The following is a 16782-nucleotide window of genomic DNA, read 5'->3' as shown; positions in this document are numbered from 1 at the left end:
TTATACCAGCAACAAAAATGTCGTATTTATCAATATATACACCACTGTAAAAGTGAATATTATTTTTACATACATGCGTCATTTAAAGTATAAATAACCAATAATTTCTCGAATAAACGCATTCAAAGTATAATACCACTTCGTCCTTGAGTCATAACCTATGCAGTCTAAACCTGCTTCTTTAGCAATTAATAAAGCTCTAAAGACATGATACGCATTCGTTACAACCACGAATTTGGGCTTTTGTGACGTCATCTTGGCCTATGAATGTATAAGATGTTCTCTTCTGTATTCGTCGCCTGATTCTCTAGGATAATCACTTCTTCGGGTACTCCTCTTTCAAGTGCGTAGCTGGTCATCGCTGATGCTTCAGTAACCACTTCATCCTCACCTTGACCTCCTGTCATGATTAATTTAATACCAAGCTTCTTCCTATATAATTCAATCGCTTTGTTTACTCGACTAGCTAATAATGGTGTAACCCTTCTCCCATCTAATCCCGCCCCAACAACCACGAGATAATCAAGATTTGTTTGGAAAAGTGCATTACATTCAATACCGTTGTAATCAAATATAGATTGATAATTAAAAGAAAGAAAACAATTAAGAAGGAGATATAAATATAAACCGTATTAAAATCGTACGCTCTGTGAAATCTGAACCATCGCCCACACCATTATGTAAAATATTAAGCCCGCAGAATATAATAAAGGAAAAATATTATGAAACTTAAACCCTTCACGTCTAACTAGCAATATCCCACTATAGGTAAAGCCACGATAACCCTTAATAGCAGCCCTATTAATAAGATAGCTAATAACACTATGGCTAAACCAATTAAACTTGCCAACTGCTCATACATCACCAATAGATAAAATAATAATAAAGCTAAACATAGAGCAAAAGCGAGAAAGAAAACGCCTTAGGCTAATCTTCCTGGTTCTTTATACCAGATATAAATAAATATAAGTCCCGTAACCACTACAGAAAGTGATATAGTTAAAAACATCCTGCCGCCCCCTTTTATATTTATTTTATTGATAATTTATATACTTCATTATTTTAATATAAATATGCTTTAGATACTAAAAAGTCTTTGTTAACCTTTTGACTCTCAAACTTGTCAACATCGCATTCTAAGTGTATACTTTTATCTTAATGACACTCACCAATTTATTATTTAACAATTTAAGAAACTATGGTTATAATAATATAAGATAAACTAAGAAAGAGAAGTGAAGTTAATGGGACGTAAATGGATGAATATCAGAGAAAAAAAAGCGAAGCAAGACCAAGATACTTCCCGTGTCTATGCAAAATTTGGTATTGAAATCTATGCAGCAGCAAAATCAGGTGAACCTGATCCCGATTTAAACCAAAAACTAAAATTTGCGATTGAACGTGCAAAGACTTATGATGTACCTAAACATATTATCGATCGCGCTGTGGATAAAGCAAAAGGTTCAGATGACGAACAATTCCAAGAATTACGTTATGAAGGCTTCGGTCCAAGTGGTTCAATGATTATCGTTGATGCCTTAACGAATAATGTAAATCGAACTGCTGGAAATGTCCGCTCTTTATACGGTAAAAACGGTGGAAACATGGGTGTCAGTGGCTCAGTAAGTTATTTATTTGATAACACAGCTGTGTTTGTAATTGCAAATCAAGATGCAGAAGAAGTAATGATGGCTTTACTCGAAGCAGATGTCGACGTCCGTGACGTTCAACAAGAAGACGAGCAAGTTGTTGTTTACGGTGAACCAACAGATTTCAGCCATATTAAAGACTCACTTGAAGCGTTCGGAATTGAAAAGTTTGAAGTTGCTGAATTAGAAATGCTTCCTAAATCAGAAGTAACACTTGGAAAAGAAGACTTAGCTCAATTTGAAAAACTCATTGATGCACTTGAAGATGACGAGGATGTTCAAAAGGTTTATCATAACGTAGATTTATAAGACCACTTTAATTAGAGAAGGAGATATTATGCCACTACCTGATTTTTCACTTATTCGAAGCAATGGTGATCCCTATCGATTGAATGATTACAATAATCACGTTTTGTTAATTGTAAATACTGCCACACAATGTGGTCTCAATTCTCAATTCGAAGAGCTAGAAGCACTTTATCAAGAATTCAAAGAACAAGATTTTACCGTCATTGGCTTTCCGAGCAATCAATTTAAACAAGAAGATCAAACCAATGATTCTATGGCAGAAAGCTGTGAGATAAATTTTGGTGTGACGTTTCCATTGAATGAATTAGTGGATGTCAATAGAAAGAATGCTGAGCCAGTCTTCCAATGGTTAAAACAAGAAAAAGGTGGCTTACTTAACAGTGATATTAAATGGAATTTCACAAAATTTTTAATCGACCGTCAAGGTAAGGTAGTAAAAAGATATCCACCAACAACTAAACCTATAAGTATCAAAAAAGACATTCAAGAACTGTTATAAAAATTTAAAAGGCCGTCCCAAACAACTTCGTTTGGAGCGGCCTTTCTCTATATCTTAATTTGTTTTTTTTGTTACTGATTTAACTTCATAACCACGTTTTTCAATAGCTTGAACTAAATTATGCACTCTATCTGTATTCACACTGATGACAATTCGAATTGAATTTTCAAGATGGTAGTAAACAATCATATGAGTTAAATTATTAGCTGACTCAACTAGGGCGTCACCAATTTCTTCAATCACACCTTCACGGTCTTTGTCTAACTCAACAACTATAGTCGTACCAGGTTCGCGTGTTCCTGAAATATCCACGAATGCATTAAAGATATCTTTGTCTGTAATGACTCCAACTAATCTGTCATTCTCTAAGACAACTAAGACACCTAAATTATTCTCAGACATAATTGTCGCTGCATGATCCAATAGTGTATCTGGATTCACTGAGTGTAATTTTGTAGCCATAATATCTTCTGCAGTGGTTTTCTCTAATAAGTAGTTAATTTCATTACGACTTAAACTTGTCGTGTTCGATGGTAAGTTACGATTAATTAAATCTTTAGTCACTAGACCAACGAGTTTGTCGTTTTTTAAGACTGGTAGACGGTTAATATCATGTTTGCGTAATAAATCTTGAGCCTCAGTCACTGAAGTCTGAGGAGTAATCGTAATTAATTCTGCTGACATATAATCTTTTACGTACATTTTTATCCTCCTAAATATGCTTTTTGAACTTCATCACTTGCTAATAACTCTTCTCCAGATCCAGATAAAACAACTTTACCCGTCTCTAACACGTAGCCTCGTGTAGCTATCTGCAATGCCATTTTAGCATTTTGTTCAATTAAAAGCACGGTTGTTCCCTGTTTTTGGATAGATTCAATAATACTAAAGATTTCTTTAATGAAAATCGGTGCGAGACCCATTGAAGGTTCATCTAATAATAATAATCTAGGTTTAGACATTAAGGCACGACCCATAGCTAACATTTGTTGCTCCCCACCAGATAAAGTTGATGCGTCTTGTTTCAGTCGTTCACTTAATACTGGGAAACGTTTATAAACGTTTTGTAAATCTTCTTCAATTTGGTCTTTATCCTTACGTAAAAACGCACCTAATTCTAAATTCTCTTTAACACTTAAACCTTTAAATACATGCCGGCCTTCAGGTACTTGAGAGATTCCTGCTTCAACAATCTTTTTAGGTGAATATCTCTCTAAGTCTTTACCTTCATATTCAATGGATCCTCCGGCAGGGTTAACTAGACCAGATATTGTTCTAAGAATTGTTGATTTACCCGCCCCGTTGGCTCCGATTAAAGTAACAATTTCACCTTCATTAACTTCAAAGCTCACGTTACGAACCGCGTTAATCATTCCATAGTTTACTTGGAGATTATTTACTTTTAACATTAATTATCCCCTCCTAAGTATGCACGAACAACATCTTCGTTGGATTGAATTTCTTTCGGTGTACCTTCAGCAATCAATCGTCCATATTCCAGTACATAAATTCTTTGGCAAATATCCATTACTAGAGACATATCGTGTTCAATTAACACAATCGTCAAGTTAAATTGCTCACGGATTTGCGCAATTAATGATGTTAAATCAGCGGTTTCATTCGGATTCATTCCGGCTGCTGGCTCATCTAAAAATAATATTTTTGGTTTAGTTGCTAACGCACGTACAATTTCTAATCGTCTTTGTTGCCCATATGCTAAGTTTCTCGCTTTATCATCAGCATGTTTAGCCAAATTAAAGATTGAAAGCAACTCAAAAGCTTCCTCTCGCATATTTTTTTCTGTTTCATAATAAGCAGATGTTCTAAAAATACTTGAGAATATTGAATTCCCATCTTCTCGGTGCATCGCTACTTGAACATTTTCAAGTACGGTCATATCTGGGAACAAGCGTATATTTTGGAATGTTCTTGCTAAGCCCATTCCGTTAATTTTATCTGGTCGCTTACCATTTAGTTCTTTCATTTCGCCATCAACTTTTAATTTAATTGTTCCTTCTGTTGGTTTATATACGCCCGTTAAAAGGTTGAAAAATGTTGTCTTACCTGCTCCGTTTGGGCCAATTAATCCAACTAATTCACCTTCGTTTAACTCTAAGGAAACATTTGATACGGCCGCTAATCCACCGAAGTTTTTTGTTAATTTTTCGACTTCTAATAGACTCATAAAACTGCCTCCTTATCTTTACGTCCAAATAATCTATTCACAATGCTACCAAATTTGAATTCCCAAGTTCCTAATAAACCTCCTGGACGGAAGATCATAATTAGCACTAAGGCAACGGCATAAATAACCATACGCAATTGACCATAGTCTTGGAGGAGTAAGTTAAGTAATCCTAATAATATCGCTGCAATGAAAGTACCAGTATAACTACCAATACCACCAAATACGACAATAATTAACACATCAATTGAACGGTTAAATGTGTAATCACTTGGCGTTACAATACCAATGAATGTCGCTTGAAGTGACCCACCCACAGCTGCTGTCATTGCTCCAATAACAAACGCCATAACTTTATATTTAGTCACTCTCACGCCCATAGCCTCAGCAGCAATTTCGTTTTGATTGATTGCTAAAGTGGCACGTCCACTACTACTATATGTATAACATACAATAATCATTACAATGACAATTAAGAAGATATAAACTAACTCCCAAGTTGTTACTAATGGAATACCACTAATTCCGGCTGGACCATTTGTAATATCACGTAAATTGTTAATTAGAACACGGATAATCTCACTAACACCAAGTGTTGCGATTGCTAAGTAGTCACCCTTCAGTCTTAAAGTAGGGACACCAACTAATAATGCCACGATCATTGCAATGACCATTCCGACTGCAATCCCAACAAATAAACCTAATGTACTATTGTCCATTTCTTTTGTAAAGATGGCAGCTGAATAAGCTCCAATAGCAATAAAACCGGCATGTCCTAATGAGAATTGACCGGCGACTCCTAAGATAAGGTTTAAACCTGCTGCATAAATAACATTCAACATAATTGTCATTAATGTAATTCGGTAGAATGGATTAATAACGCCTGTTGTAGTTAGAAAGTAGATTGCCGCAAAACCAAAGAGCGCTAGCGCTAACCATGATATACTTCGTAAATGTATTCTTTGCATGTTCTCACCTAAACTTTCTCTTTAACATTCTTACCGAACAACCCTGAAGGAAGTACCAGCAAGATAACAATTAATAATCCATAAACTACAGCATCTTTATACATTGATCCACCCATGAAAGTAACGATTGTTTCTAGAATACCAATGACATACCCTCCAACCATTGCTCCAGGGATTGACCCAACACCTCCAACAACCGCGGCTACGAAGGCTTTCAGACCTAAGGCTGTACCCATACCAGGAGAGATTGAATTATAATAAACCCCAACTAGGACACCAGCAATACCTGCAAGTCCTGAACCTAAGGCGAATGTAAAGGAAATAACGCGGTTAACATCAATCCCCATTAACTGTGACGCTTCAGAATCTACAGCTACAGCTCGCATTGCTTTCCCCATTTTTGAACGTTGCACGATTAAGTATAGTACAATCATTAAAATTACTGTAATAACAAATACTAAAATTTGTTTAGAGTTAATTACAATATTTCCAATACGATAGATTGAAGTCTCAAGTGGTGACGGAAATGATCTAACTTCCGGTCCTAAGAAATAAATCATAATATTCTGTAGAAAATAAGACACACCAATTGCTGTAATCAAAGAAGCTACACGAGTTGAATTTCGTAAAGGCTTATATGCAACACGCTCAATGACGACTCCTAATATTGCACAAAATATCATAGCAATAATCATTGCTAAAAATAAGTTCATCTCTAAAACTGTGACTAAGTAATACCCTACAAAGGCACCCATCATAAATACATCGGCATGTGCAAAGTTAATTAGTTTAATCGTACCATATACCATTGTATAACCTAGGGCCATCAATGCGTATATACTACCTAAAGCAACACCATTTACTAGTTGCTGCAAAAATAGTTGCATAATAAAATTCCTTTCTTGTTAAAATTTAATAATTTATAAGAGTATAATATAGACTTTCTAATTTTACAACCGGTTTTATTAAATGAATTAGTTTTTCTCTAATAATTACACTTGAAAATCAAATGTAATCGATCCTTAAATCTTCCTTTATCCTTTTATATTAAAGTTTTTTTAAATCATTTTATCATCCCTTTATTCTAATTTAATTCTAATAAAGAGACTGTGGGCTAATAACAAGCTTGTTAATAACCTACAGTCTATGTGTTAAACACGTTACTATTCACCGACATTAACAGCTTCTACGTTTGCAACTTCACCATTTGTTAATTGCAACATTAAAACTTCTTTAACTGGGTTATGATCTTCGTCAATTGAGAATGTACCTGTTAAACCTTTAAATGTTTCAGTCGCCGCTAAAGCATCCGTAACTGCTTGTCGATCTGCTGATCCAGCACGCTCAAGGGCATCTAATAATAACATTGTCGCATCATAACTTAACACTGCAAATTGATCCGCTTGTTTACCATATTCTTCTTCAAACTTTGTTAAAAAATCTTGTAAATCTTCGTCGTCACTTAATGGAGAATAGTGAGCTGTATAATAAACATCATTAACGTTACTTGCACCTGCTAAGTCAACTAAAGTTTGGTTACCTAAACCGTCCCCTCCGACAATTGGTTGTGTAATTCCTAATTCACGTGCTTGTTTAATTAATAAACCAACTTCTGTATAGTAACCAGGTACATAAAGTACATCAAACTCTTGAGATAGTAATGATGTTAACGACGCTGTAAAATCAGTATCGCCTGATTGGAATGATTCAGTTGTAACAACTTGTCCTCCTAAAGCTTCAAACTCTTCAGTAAATGCCTGCTCTAGACCTGTCGCATAGTCCGTAGATTGGTCAACGAATAATGCTGCTGTTTGTGCACCTAATGTTTCAGTAACATATTTTGCTGCCGCACGGCCTTGGAATGCATCTTCAAATGCTACACGGAATAAATACTCATACACATCACCGTTATCGTCTAATGTCATACCATTCCCAGTTGCTGCTGGTAAAATTGCTGGAACTGCTGCTTCTTGAATGACTGGTATTTGTGCGTTAGAGTCACCTGTTGTTGCTGGTCCTACAATTCCGACAACATCTTCAGATGCTAATCGTTGAGCAACTGAGGCAGCTTCAGTTAAATCTGATGTATTATCATACTCTACATATTCAACCTTACCACCTAATACTCCACCATTTTCATTTACTTCTTTAACTGCTAATTTTGCCGCCTCTGACATGGGCGTTCCGTAAGCCGCTGCATCTCCAGTTAATTCAAAGTTTCCACCGATTTTTACAGTATCTTGCGCTAATACTTGACCTGCTCCTAATAAACTCGACCCGACTGCTAATCCTGTTAATAATGACAACGCTAATTTTCTTAATTTCATTTTGTACTCCTCCTCAGGAATAATTTTTCAACAAAAAACCTGACCTAGACAGATTATCTAGGTCAGGTTTTTTGGCTCACTTTAAAAAAGTGCATCAAATATTCCCACTCTAGATATCAATCTATGTGGGCATCAAAATAACTAGCACCTCATAGATACAAACAACCGAAGCCGTGTTTGCACCTAATCATCTAGCTACAAACACTATCTAATGATAATGCTAATAATAATATTTTGAACGTTTAATACACTTTTCTTCATGTGATTCCCTCTCATCTTTTGTTGTTAGGTTTATAATAAACGATTAATTAGATTAAGTCAACAATTATTTAACTGTAATCTCATTCACTTTTCATATAATAGTGTAATTTGCTAAATTATACTCATATAATACACTATATATTAATTATTTCTTTAAAAAACGGTTTTTATATGTTTAAATAAGAATATTATTAAAATTTTAATTTAAAGGAGCTTGAAAATGAAGTCACAAAAATTAGGGATTATCGGAGTTGGGCACGTAGGAGAGCATGTCTTAGCATACGCAAGTTCTTCTAACTTATTTGGAGACATTGTTGTTGTAGATTCTAGAGAAGAACTAGCTTTCGGTGAAGCTTTAGACCAAGATCATGCAACTGGATTACTTTCTCGTCCAAACGTCAACATCTATTCATCAAATGCTTATAATGATTTGAGTGATGCGGATGTCATCATCGTATCAGCAACACACGTCTATCCCAAAGGTGAAGTGCCAGCGGACCGTCAACAATTAATAACGAACAATGCTTCAATTATTCGTTCAATTATGAAAAACATTAGTGAAGTCACTCAAGAAGCAATTATTATCTTTATTACGAATCCAGCTGATACTGTCATTTATATGGCTGCGAATGAATTCTCATATCCAAAAGAACGTATGATGAGTACTGGATGCATGTTAGATTCTGCAAGATTACGTTATATCATCGGTAAGCATTACAACGTTGATCCTAAATCAGTCAGTGGATACATGATGGGTGAGCATGGTTATAGTGCTGTACCAATCTTAAGCCGTTTAAGTGTTGCTGGTATTCCTTATGACCAATTATCAAAGCATTTTCCTGATATTAAACCGTTAACTGCTGATGAAGTTCAAGAAAAAGTAGTTCAAGCAGCTTATGAAGTATTCGATAACAAATTCGGAGTTACAAACGCGGCAGTGGCGCAATCATCGATTGAACTAGCTCGTGCAATTCTCTTGGATGAACATTCAATTTATCCGGTTAGTACACCGTTACTCGATGGAGAATACAATACAAAACGACCTGTGGCATTTAGTACACCTACGGTGATTACACGTCAAGGTTGGACTAAACGTTTTGAAGTGCCATTAAATGAATGGGAAACTGAGAAATTAAATGTCTCAGCTGAAAGTATTCGTGCTTCGATTGATTTAGCAGAATCATTACTATAATCATTAACTATTCCGGCTGAGAGGTATTTACATCTCAGCTTTTTTGTATTGAATATTATATTTTTACACTAAAAACGCAGAAGGACAATGCCTTCTGCGTGTATATAATACTTGTTATTCTGCTGATACGTTCTCAGCCGATACTATTTCGCCTTCTTGTAGTTGAATCATAACCGTTGGTTTAACTGGGTTATGGTTTTCATCAATCGCGAATGTTCCTGTCACTCCTGCAAATTCTATTGTATCAGCCATTGCATCTGTAATCGCTTGGGGATCTGTTGAACCGCTACGCTCGATTGCATCAATAATTAGCATTGCTGCATCATAACCTAGCGCATTCCATGTTCCACCCTCTTTGCCGTACTTCTCTTCAAAGGCAGTAAGGAAATCTTGAACCGACTCTTCTTCACTTTCGTTTGAGAAGTGGTCAGTATAGTAGATATCGTTTGCGTTCTCTGTTCCAGCAAGGTCTAATAAAACTTCACTTGAGAATCCGTCAGGTCCAATAATTGGTTGTTCAATACCCATCTCGCGGGCTTGTTTAATAATTAATCCTGCTTCAGTATAATATGCTGGAATATAAATAACATCAAAGTCTTGTGTCAACGCTGTTGTTAGAATGGCAGAAAAGTCTGTGTCACCAGCTGTAAATGAATCTTCATTAACAATTGTTCCACCACGACTTTCAAATTCAGAATTAAAGTTATCAGCTAATCCGCGAGAATAATCCGAAGATTGATCGACAAATACGATTGCATTTGTTGCACTTAAATCTTCAGCAGCAAAAGTTGCACCGGCACTACCTTGATATGAGTTATTGAAACATACTCTAAAGAAATATTCTAAAACATCTCCTGCTGAATCGAAAGTAATGTCATCATCGGTTGCTGATGGAGATACCATTGGAATGTTCGCCTCTGTGAAAATTGGCAGTTGCGCCTCTGTGTTCCCTGTTGTTGCCGGTCCGACCACTCCAACAACTCCTTCAGCTACTAACCTTTGAGCAACAGATGCAGACTCAGTCACGTTACTTTGATTATCATAACTCACGATCTCAATTTCTTGACCATCAAGTACTCCACCATTGGCATTCACTTCTTCAACAGCTAACTCTAAACCTTCTAACATTTGAGTCCCATAAGACGCAGCGTCCCCGGATAATTCATAGTTAGCACCAATTTTTACGGTATCTTGTGCTGAAGTTAAGACTGGTGATAGAAGTGCAGATGCTATAGTGACTCCTGTAATAATGTGTTTTCCGATTTGTTTAATTTTAATATTCATAATTTCCTCCAAATTTTATAAGTTAAATGTTTCCGGCAGGCCGAGTAATAATAGGCCTGCCACCATTAATCGACTGTCGTTATCTAATTGTAAGTTGCTTTCTGTATCTCCCATTATTACCCTCCTCTTTTTATAAAATCTGTATTCTAAATTATATTTTATATAATAAAATGAGAAAAGACAACACTTTTTCTCATTTTAAATTAATATTAAGTTATAATTTTGATGCTTATGACTCTGGTAACTCACTTAAATGCTCTTTAATATGATTAATAAAGAGCTTTAATACTTCAATTCTGGCAAATTTCTTTTGATTAGTCGCAACAATATACCACGGAGCATTAGCCGTATGGGTACGATCTAGCATCTCTTCATAAGCAGCAATATATTCATCCCACTGGCTTCGATTGCGCCAATCATCTTCGGTAATTTTATAATTCTTATCTGGTTCTTCTTGGCGATCTTCGAAACGCTCTTTTTGCTCATCTTCATCAATATACATAAAGAATTTCATCACAATACTTCCGTGATCTGTTAATACTTTTTCCGTATGATTAATCTCATCATAAGCGCGTTCCCATTCGGACTCTGAAGCAAAACCTTCGATCCGTTCAACGAGAACACGACCATACCAGCTTCGGTCAAAGATGGCCATGTCTCCATCTTTAGGGAATTTGGTCCAAAAACGCCATAAATAATGATAGCTATTCTCTAAATCTGTCGGTGCTTTAATTCCATGAATCGTATAACTTCGAGGATCAATATGGCGCGTCAATCTTTGGATTGCTCCACCCTTACCAGCCGCATCTACCCCTTCAAAAGCAGTAATAATAGCAATATCTTTCGTATAACATTCATATACTAAATCAGCAGCTTCCTTTTGTAAAGTTTCTAATTCTTTGTCGTACTCTTTATCTGAGATTGTCTTAGATAAATCAAACTCATCTAACTGGGTATCTTCTAAATAATAATTACGATCCGATTTATCTGCTCGTTCTCTTGCTAAAGTCACTCGTTCAATCCCTGATGTGATTTCTTCGAGCGTAATACCTAAAACAGTCTTAGCTGCTAACTTTCTGTCTTCTGCATTAATTATATTCCATGGACTTTCAGGCACATCTGTTTTCTTTAAGACTTTATCAAACCATTCTAAATATTCTTCATAATTTTTGTTTTGTTTATAATCATTATCTGATAGTAAAAATTGTCGGAATTTAGAATCTTCTAAGGCTTCTATATTTTTACTTTGGGTTTTTTCTTTAATATGTAAAAAGAATTTAATAACAATAGTGCCATCATCCAGAAGCATATGTTCTAAGTTTAATAATTCTTCAGTTCTTTGCTTTAATTTATCACTCGATCGTTCATCTTTATTCATAACCTGTGAGTAAAAACTTTGATCAAATACGACGACTTCTTCGTGACTTGGTAGTTTTTGCCAAAAACGCCACACGCTTGGATGTAGATAATCAACATCAGAACGACTGTCAAATAGTTCAACTTTGACATAACGCGGGTCTAATTCTCTCGTTAAATCATTAATAATGTCTCCCTTACCTGAGCTCTCCCAACCATCCACTAGGATGAGCACAGGTATCTTTAATCTTTGGACGATTCTTTGTAACTTATCAATTTCTTCCCCTAGATTCGACCGTTTAAAATTGTCATAGCGATCATCAATATCATCGAAATCATATTTTTTTAACATACACTTTCCTCTTCCTTTCATGATACTTAGTCCAACAAATTTAAGATGATTGTTAAAAAAGTGCCAACTTTCCTACTTAAAACTCAATATCAAAATCAATTTCGTAAACACTTTCCGAAAGAATACCATCATAGTCGTAACGACCGACTAACATACTTAGTTCTTCACTCGCATCAATAATTCTACCGTTGATTTTCAAGATATTATTTTGTACCCGACCATCTTCCTGAGCTGTGAAGCTTCCCTGCTTACCATCGATGGTGCCTTGAAATTCTGCAAAACCACGTATTAATTCTGGAGTAACGTCGGCTTCTGATTGATGTGTTAGATAATTAGCTTCAATCGTTCCCGTAATTTCCTTACTTCTAATCTCATAACTTACATTCCAAACAGTGATGACTTTATCTTTATTATCTGTCAAAATATTTTGTTTAAAGTCTCTTTTTACTTTTCCAGTTGTTGACACTAACATGGCGATCATCCTTTCTTATTTCGTACATTTTAGCATTATTCCACATTAAGTTCTAATATACACACTCGTTGAAAAAACTATTTTACTGACATTGTAATTGATTTCATTTCCAAACTCAATTATGTACTTTTATATAATTCTATTGAATTTTTAATTAAACATTGCTGAAAGTAAACTTATTCAGTATAATTTGAATGATATAAAATGAGAAAAAGGTGAGAATATGAATTATAAAAGTACCCGTAACTCGAAAAACATCGTAACACCCTCTCAAGCTATACTCCAAGGACTTGCTACCGATGGTGGTTTATACGTTCCTGAATCCTTCCCAAGTTTTGACTTAAATTGGGAAATACTCAGTCAATATACCTATCAAGAAATGGCTCACTTTATTTTAAAACCATTTCTATCCGACTTCTCGGACGAGCAGCTAAAACGTTGTATTGAATTAGCATATGATAATAAATTTGACACAGAAGTGATTGCACCGGTAGTAGATATTGATGTAAAGCATTATCACCTGGAATTATTCCATGGATCAACGATTGCTTTTAAAGATATGGCCTTATCGATATTACCCCACTTAATGAAAACTTCTGCTGAGATTAATAATAATTACAATGATATCCTAATCTTAACGGCGACCTCTGGTGATACTGGTAAAGCAGCAATGGCTGGATTCTCAGATGTTCCCGGAACTAAAATCATCGTCTTCTATCCTAAGGGTGGTGTGAGTTCCATTCAGGAGCAACAGATGCTTACGCAAACAGGAGATAATACACATGTAGTTTCTATCGTTGGAAACTTTGATGATGCCCAAACTGAAGTGAAAAACTTATTTAATGATTCAGTTCTGCGTGATGAACTTCAATCGTCTGACAGCCAATTTTCTTCAGCAAATTCTATGAATATCGGCCGTTTAGTCCCGCAAATTGTGTATTATTTTTATGCTTACGCTCAACTTGTGAAGCAAGGGAAGATTGATGCAGGCAGTGAAATTGATTTTAGTGTACCTACAGGGAATTTTGGTAATATACTCGCTGGTTACTACGCTAAACGTTCAGGTCTACCGATTGGTAAACTACTGTGTGCTTCAAATGATAATAAAGTGCTTTATGATTTCTTCCAAGACGGGGAATATAATCGTCAACGTGACTTTATATTAACGATTTCTCCTTCGATGGACATTCTAGTTTCTAGTAATTTAGAACGTCTTGTCTATCATGCTGTAAATGAAGATAGCGAGCGTTTAAGCGACTTAATGGAACAATTAGATACAAAGGGTCACTACACTTTAACAGACGAGGAGCAGGCACATTTTTCAATTTTCCTATCTGACTATGTGACCGAAGCTCAAACTAAAGAGGAAATTAATATTGTTTACAGAAAAACCGGCTATATTATGGATACCCACACAGCAGTGGCTTCTAGAGCATGGCGCAATCTCAACCAAGAAGGCCTTTCAACGAACCCTGCTGTTATTGTTTCAACAGCCAGCCCTTACAAATTTCCTGAGGCTGTTTTAGTTGCGCTTGGTGTTGAAGCTGAAACATTAACAGATCAAGAACTTTTAGATAAATTAAATGAATTATCAAATATCCCGTATCCACCAGCAATTGAAGGTTTACTAGAGGCAGAAAGATTACACGATACTACTATAGAGGTTTCTGACATGCGCGAATTTGTTCGAAGTATTGCAAAATAAGTAATGGTAGATACACAAAAGGCAGAAGTACTTCATGTTCTTCTGCCTTTTCTTATATGATTATGCTTTTGTTTTTTCTTCTTTAACCCATGAGTCAATTTTACTAATTTCTTCAACGATATATGCATGAAGCGTTGTGTTTAACTCTTCAAAACCATCAATTTCTCTAATTGGTGTAAAATCATTGATTAACTCACTCATAAATCTTTCTAGTAAGCCATCCGAAAGTTCAATTGATTTATTAATAATGGTATGCAAGTTACCGATTAATTGGTATCGACTTCCGATTAATTCACCGAAATCATTCGATTTATCACGTTCTTTAATTAATACAACGCGACCTAAATAATAATCGTAGAATGCGATATAAGTTTTACCATTAAAGTAATAGTTTAATAATACTTCACAATCTTTAAGTGAAAAATCTTTCTTATGTTTTAAACTTAACGTATCATCCACATTTTTGTTGATAGTTGCAAAGATTTCTTTCGCAACTGTTTCTTCATTGGTTAAATCTGATGCAATGTCTTCAATATTAAACAATGGTGTATTCCAAACTGATTCACGACGGCTAAAACGGAAGAAGTATTTATAATAATCGTGTAATAAGTAATTACGACGACGGATATTATAAACGATATATTTTTGGGCTGGATCTTTGATATAATCAGCGGCTAAACGGATTGCTTGGTTCTCAGTAATATATTGCATTAATTTCTCTCCTTAATTATACTAATAATTAGCTACTCATATAATACCATTTAATAAATATTAATTGAATGTTTAAATGGGTAAATTAATTTTTAATACTTTATAAACATACCACAAAAATCGAAAAGAGGGTAATAATGTACATAAGACAAACGAAGAAAAGTGAAATTCCTGAAGTTATGAAAGTGATTGAATACGGCAGACAATTACAAAGAAAGAATGGGAACAATATTCAATGGCCAAATCATTATCCGGCAGCTAGTGATATTGAAACTGATATCTTAAATAACCATAGTTACGTTTGTGTGATAGACGATCAGGACCAAACGGACTTACCAGAGGAAACAATTGTTGCTACAATGTGTATTCAAAGTGGCGAAGATCCAACCTATCAAGAGATCAATGGCGAGTGGCTGAATGATCGTCCTTATGTTACTATTCACCGAATTGCTTCTAATCAACAGATTAATGGTGCCGGAAGCTTTTGTATGCAGTATGTCATAGATCATTACGACAATATAAAAATCGATACACATCGAAAGAATACTTCTATGATCGCTTTAATCGATAAATTTGGTTTTCAACATTGCGGTGATATTATCATTGAAGACGGAACACCTAGAGAAGTTTTTCAATATTCTAAATAATTTTGTTCCTGGCTAATATTTCAGTCAGGAATTTTTTTGTGAATAAAAAACCTATGAGCTTCACTCATAGGTCAGTTAGAAAGTTATTTAAATGGATCCACTTCATAATCAACACGCATTAAGAACAGGCCATTCGGTGGCGCTGTTGGTCCCGCTTCATTTCGGTCTTTTACTTCTAATAGCCTTTGCATCTCATCCACTGGCTTTAAGCCATCTCCAATTTGAAGGAGTGTTCCAACAAGTATACGAACCATATTGTATAAAAAACCTTTTCCATAAAATCGGAAGACTAATTCATTCTTCGCTTCATCTATCCAAGCTTCAGCTTCTAACACATGGCGCACTTTATTCTCGCTGTCAGTTTTCGTAGAGCAAAAACTTGTAAAATCATGTTCACCAACAATAATCTTAAGCGCCTCTTGAATTCGTTCCAAATCAAAAGCATACGGATGATGACTCGTGTATAATCGCTTGAACGGATCAGGAAATTCATTAATATCTATCCGATATTGATACTCTTTACCGATGGCATGATAGCGAGCATGAAATTCATCCGATACTTGCGCTACATCGACGATTCGAATAGATTGGTCTAAGATACTGTTCAATGCCTTACGCATTGAATTAGGTTGTATTTTAGCTGGATAATCGACATGGATGACTTGTCCGAGTGCATGAACACCAGAATCAGTTCTTCCCGATGTTGAATTCTTAATTAATTCCCCAGGTTTAGCCTTTGCCATTATATGTAAGGCCTTTTGCAAAGCTTCTTGTATCGATGGCCCATTTGGCTGCACTTGATAGCCGACATAGTTAGTGCCGTCATATTGAATTTTTAACGCATAACGTGTCGTCATTCAGTTTA

18 protein-coding genes are annotated in these 16782 nt (G+C 35.4%); 5 read left to right on the top strand and 13 right to left on the bottom strand.

The window, feature by feature from the left end; genetic code table 11:
- Window positions 1-78: 78 nt before the first annotated feature.
- Complete coding sequence (locus HW423_RS11335; protein WP_218931560.1) at window positions 79-255, bottom strand: YdcF family protein; 177 nt, start codon at window positions 253-255, stop codon at window positions 79-81.
- The gene (locus tag HW423_RS11330; protein ID WP_218931559.1) at window positions 252-515 is read right to left on the bottom strand and encodes a YdcF family protein; all 264 of its coding nucleotides are present in this window, start codon (window positions 513-515) and stop codon (window positions 252-254) included. The genes HW423_RS11335 and HW423_RS11330 overlap by 4 nt, the downstream gene beginning before the upstream one ends.
- 729 nt (window positions 516-1244) lie before the next feature.
- Here HW423_RS11330 and HW423_RS08865 point away from each other — a divergent pair.
- Entirely contained in the window at window positions 1245-1958 is a 714-nt protein-coding gene (locus HW423_RS08865) for a YebC/PmpR family DNA-binding transcriptional regulator (protein WP_218931558.1), read from the top strand.
- A 28-nt stretch (window positions 1959-1986) separates the two neighbouring features.
- On the top strand, window positions 1987-2457 hold the full coding sequence (locus HW423_RS08860; RefSeq protein ID WP_218931557.1) for a glutathione peroxidase: 471 nt from the start codon (window positions 1987-1989) through the stop codon (window positions 2455-2457).
- Window positions 2458-2511: 54 nt separating this feature from the next.
- On the opposite strand, the gene HW423_RS08855 is transcribed toward HW423_RS08860, so the two are convergent.
- The 6 genes from HW423_RS08855 to HW423_RS08830 all read right to left on the bottom strand — a co-directional run bounded on the left by HW423_RS08855 (window position 2512) and on the right by HW423_RS08830 (window position 7937).
- Window positions 2512-3159, bottom strand: a complete 648-nt coding sequence (locus HW423_RS08855; protein WP_218931556.1) for a CBS domain-containing protein — start codon at window positions 3157-3159, stop codon at window positions 2512-2514.
- Window positions 3160-3161: 2 nt separating this feature from the next.
- Window positions 3162-3866: an ABC transporter ATP-binding protein gene (locus HW423_RS08850; RefSeq protein WP_218931555.1), complete on the bottom strand. Its 705-nt coding sequence runs from the start codon at window positions 3864-3866 to the stop codon at window positions 3162-3164.
- Entirely contained in the window at window positions 3866-4642 is a 777-nt protein-coding gene (locus HW423_RS08845; protein ID WP_218931554.1) for an ABC transporter ATP-binding protein, read from the bottom strand. Before HW423_RS08845 ends, HW423_RS08850 begins: the two co-directional genes overlap by 1 nt.
- Window positions 4639-5610, bottom strand: a complete 972-nt coding sequence (locus tag HW423_RS08840; RefSeq protein ID WP_218931553.1) for a branched-chain amino acid ABC transporter permease — start codon at window positions 5608-5610, stop codon at window positions 4639-4641. The genes HW423_RS08845 and HW423_RS08840 overlap by 4 nt, the downstream gene beginning before the upstream one ends.
- A gap of 8 nt (window positions 5611-5618) precedes the next feature.
- Window positions 5619-6497: a branched-chain amino acid ABC transporter permease gene (locus tag HW423_RS08835; RefSeq protein WP_218931552.1), complete on the bottom strand. Its 879-nt coding sequence runs from the start codon at window positions 6495-6497 to the stop codon at window positions 5619-5621.
- A gap of 276 nt (window positions 6498-6773) precedes the next feature.
- Window positions 6774-7937, bottom strand: coding sequence for an ABC transporter substrate-binding protein (locus HW423_RS08830; RefSeq protein ID WP_218931551.1), 1164 nt, complete (start codon window positions 7935-7937; stop codon window positions 6774-6776).
- Window positions 7938-8418: 481 nt separating this feature from the next.
- Here HW423_RS08830 and HW423_RS08825 point away from each other — a divergent pair, with 481 nt between their 5' ends.
- Entirely contained in the window at window positions 8419-9390 is a 972-nt protein-coding gene (locus tag HW423_RS08825) for a lactate/malate family dehydrogenase (RefSeq protein ID WP_218931550.1), read from the top strand.
- A 114-nt stretch (window positions 9391-9504) separates the two neighbouring features.
- Here the strand turns inward: HW423_RS08825 and HW423_RS08820 are convergent, their stop codons facing one another.
- The 3 genes from HW423_RS08820 to HW423_RS08810 all read right to left on the bottom strand — a co-directional run bounded on the left by HW423_RS08820 (window position 9505) and on the right by HW423_RS08810 (window position 12854).
- On the bottom strand, window positions 9505-10674 hold the full coding sequence (locus HW423_RS08820) for an ABC transporter substrate-binding protein (RefSeq protein ID WP_218931549.1): 1170 nt from the start codon (window positions 10672-10674) through the stop codon (window positions 9505-9507).
- A gap of 229 nt (window positions 10675-10903) precedes the next feature.
- Window positions 10904-12382: a phosphate:AMP phosphotransferase gene (locus HW423_RS08815; protein WP_218931548.1), complete on the bottom strand. Its 1479-nt coding sequence runs from the start codon at window positions 12380-12382 to the stop codon at window positions 10904-10906.
- 76 nt (window positions 12383-12458) lie between these two features.
- Window positions 12459-12854 carry a DUF3224 domain-containing protein gene (locus tag HW423_RS08810; protein ID WP_218931547.1) on the bottom strand — a complete coding sequence of 132 codons (396 nt, stop codon included), beginning with the start codon at window positions 12852-12854 and terminating at the stop codon, window positions 12459-12461.
- A 223-nt stretch (window positions 12855-13077) separates the two neighbouring features.
- Between HW423_RS08810 and thrC the strand changes: the two genes are divergently transcribed.
- A complete protein-coding gene (gene thrC / locus HW423_RS08805) occupies window positions 13078-14559 on the top strand; it encodes a threonine synthase (RefSeq protein WP_218931546.1) in 1482 nt (493 codons plus the stop codon).
- 60 nt (window positions 14560-14619) lie between these two features.
- On the opposite strand, the gene HW423_RS08800 is transcribed toward thrC, so the two are convergent.
- Window positions 14620-15270, bottom strand: a complete 651-nt coding sequence (locus HW423_RS08800) for a hypothetical protein (protein ID WP_218931545.1) — start codon at window positions 15268-15270, stop codon at window positions 14620-14622.
- Window positions 15271-15407: 137 nt separating this feature from the next.
- Here HW423_RS08800 and HW423_RS08795 point away from each other — a divergent pair, with 137 nt between their 5' ends.
- Window positions 15408-15917: a hypothetical protein gene (locus tag HW423_RS08795; RefSeq protein ID WP_218931544.1), complete on the top strand. Its 510-nt coding sequence runs from the start codon at window positions 15408-15410 to the stop codon at window positions 15915-15917.
- 83 nt (window positions 15918-16000) lie between these two features.
- Here HW423_RS08795 and truA read toward each other — a convergent pair whose 3' ends face one another.
- A complete protein-coding gene (gene truA, locus HW423_RS08790; RefSeq protein WP_218931543.1) occupies window positions 16001-16774 on the bottom strand; it encodes a tRNA pseudouridine(38-40) synthase TruA in 774 nt (257 codons plus the stop codon).
- Between the last annotated feature and the right edge of the window lie 8 nt (window positions 16775-16782).

It is taken from the genome of Ruoffia halotolerans (assembly GCF_014049385.1).
GTDB lineage: Bacteria > Bacillota > Bacilli > Lactobacillales > Aerococcaceae > Ruoffia > Ruoffia halotolerans.
This window is presented reverse-complemented; position numbering and strand designations above follow the sequence as displayed.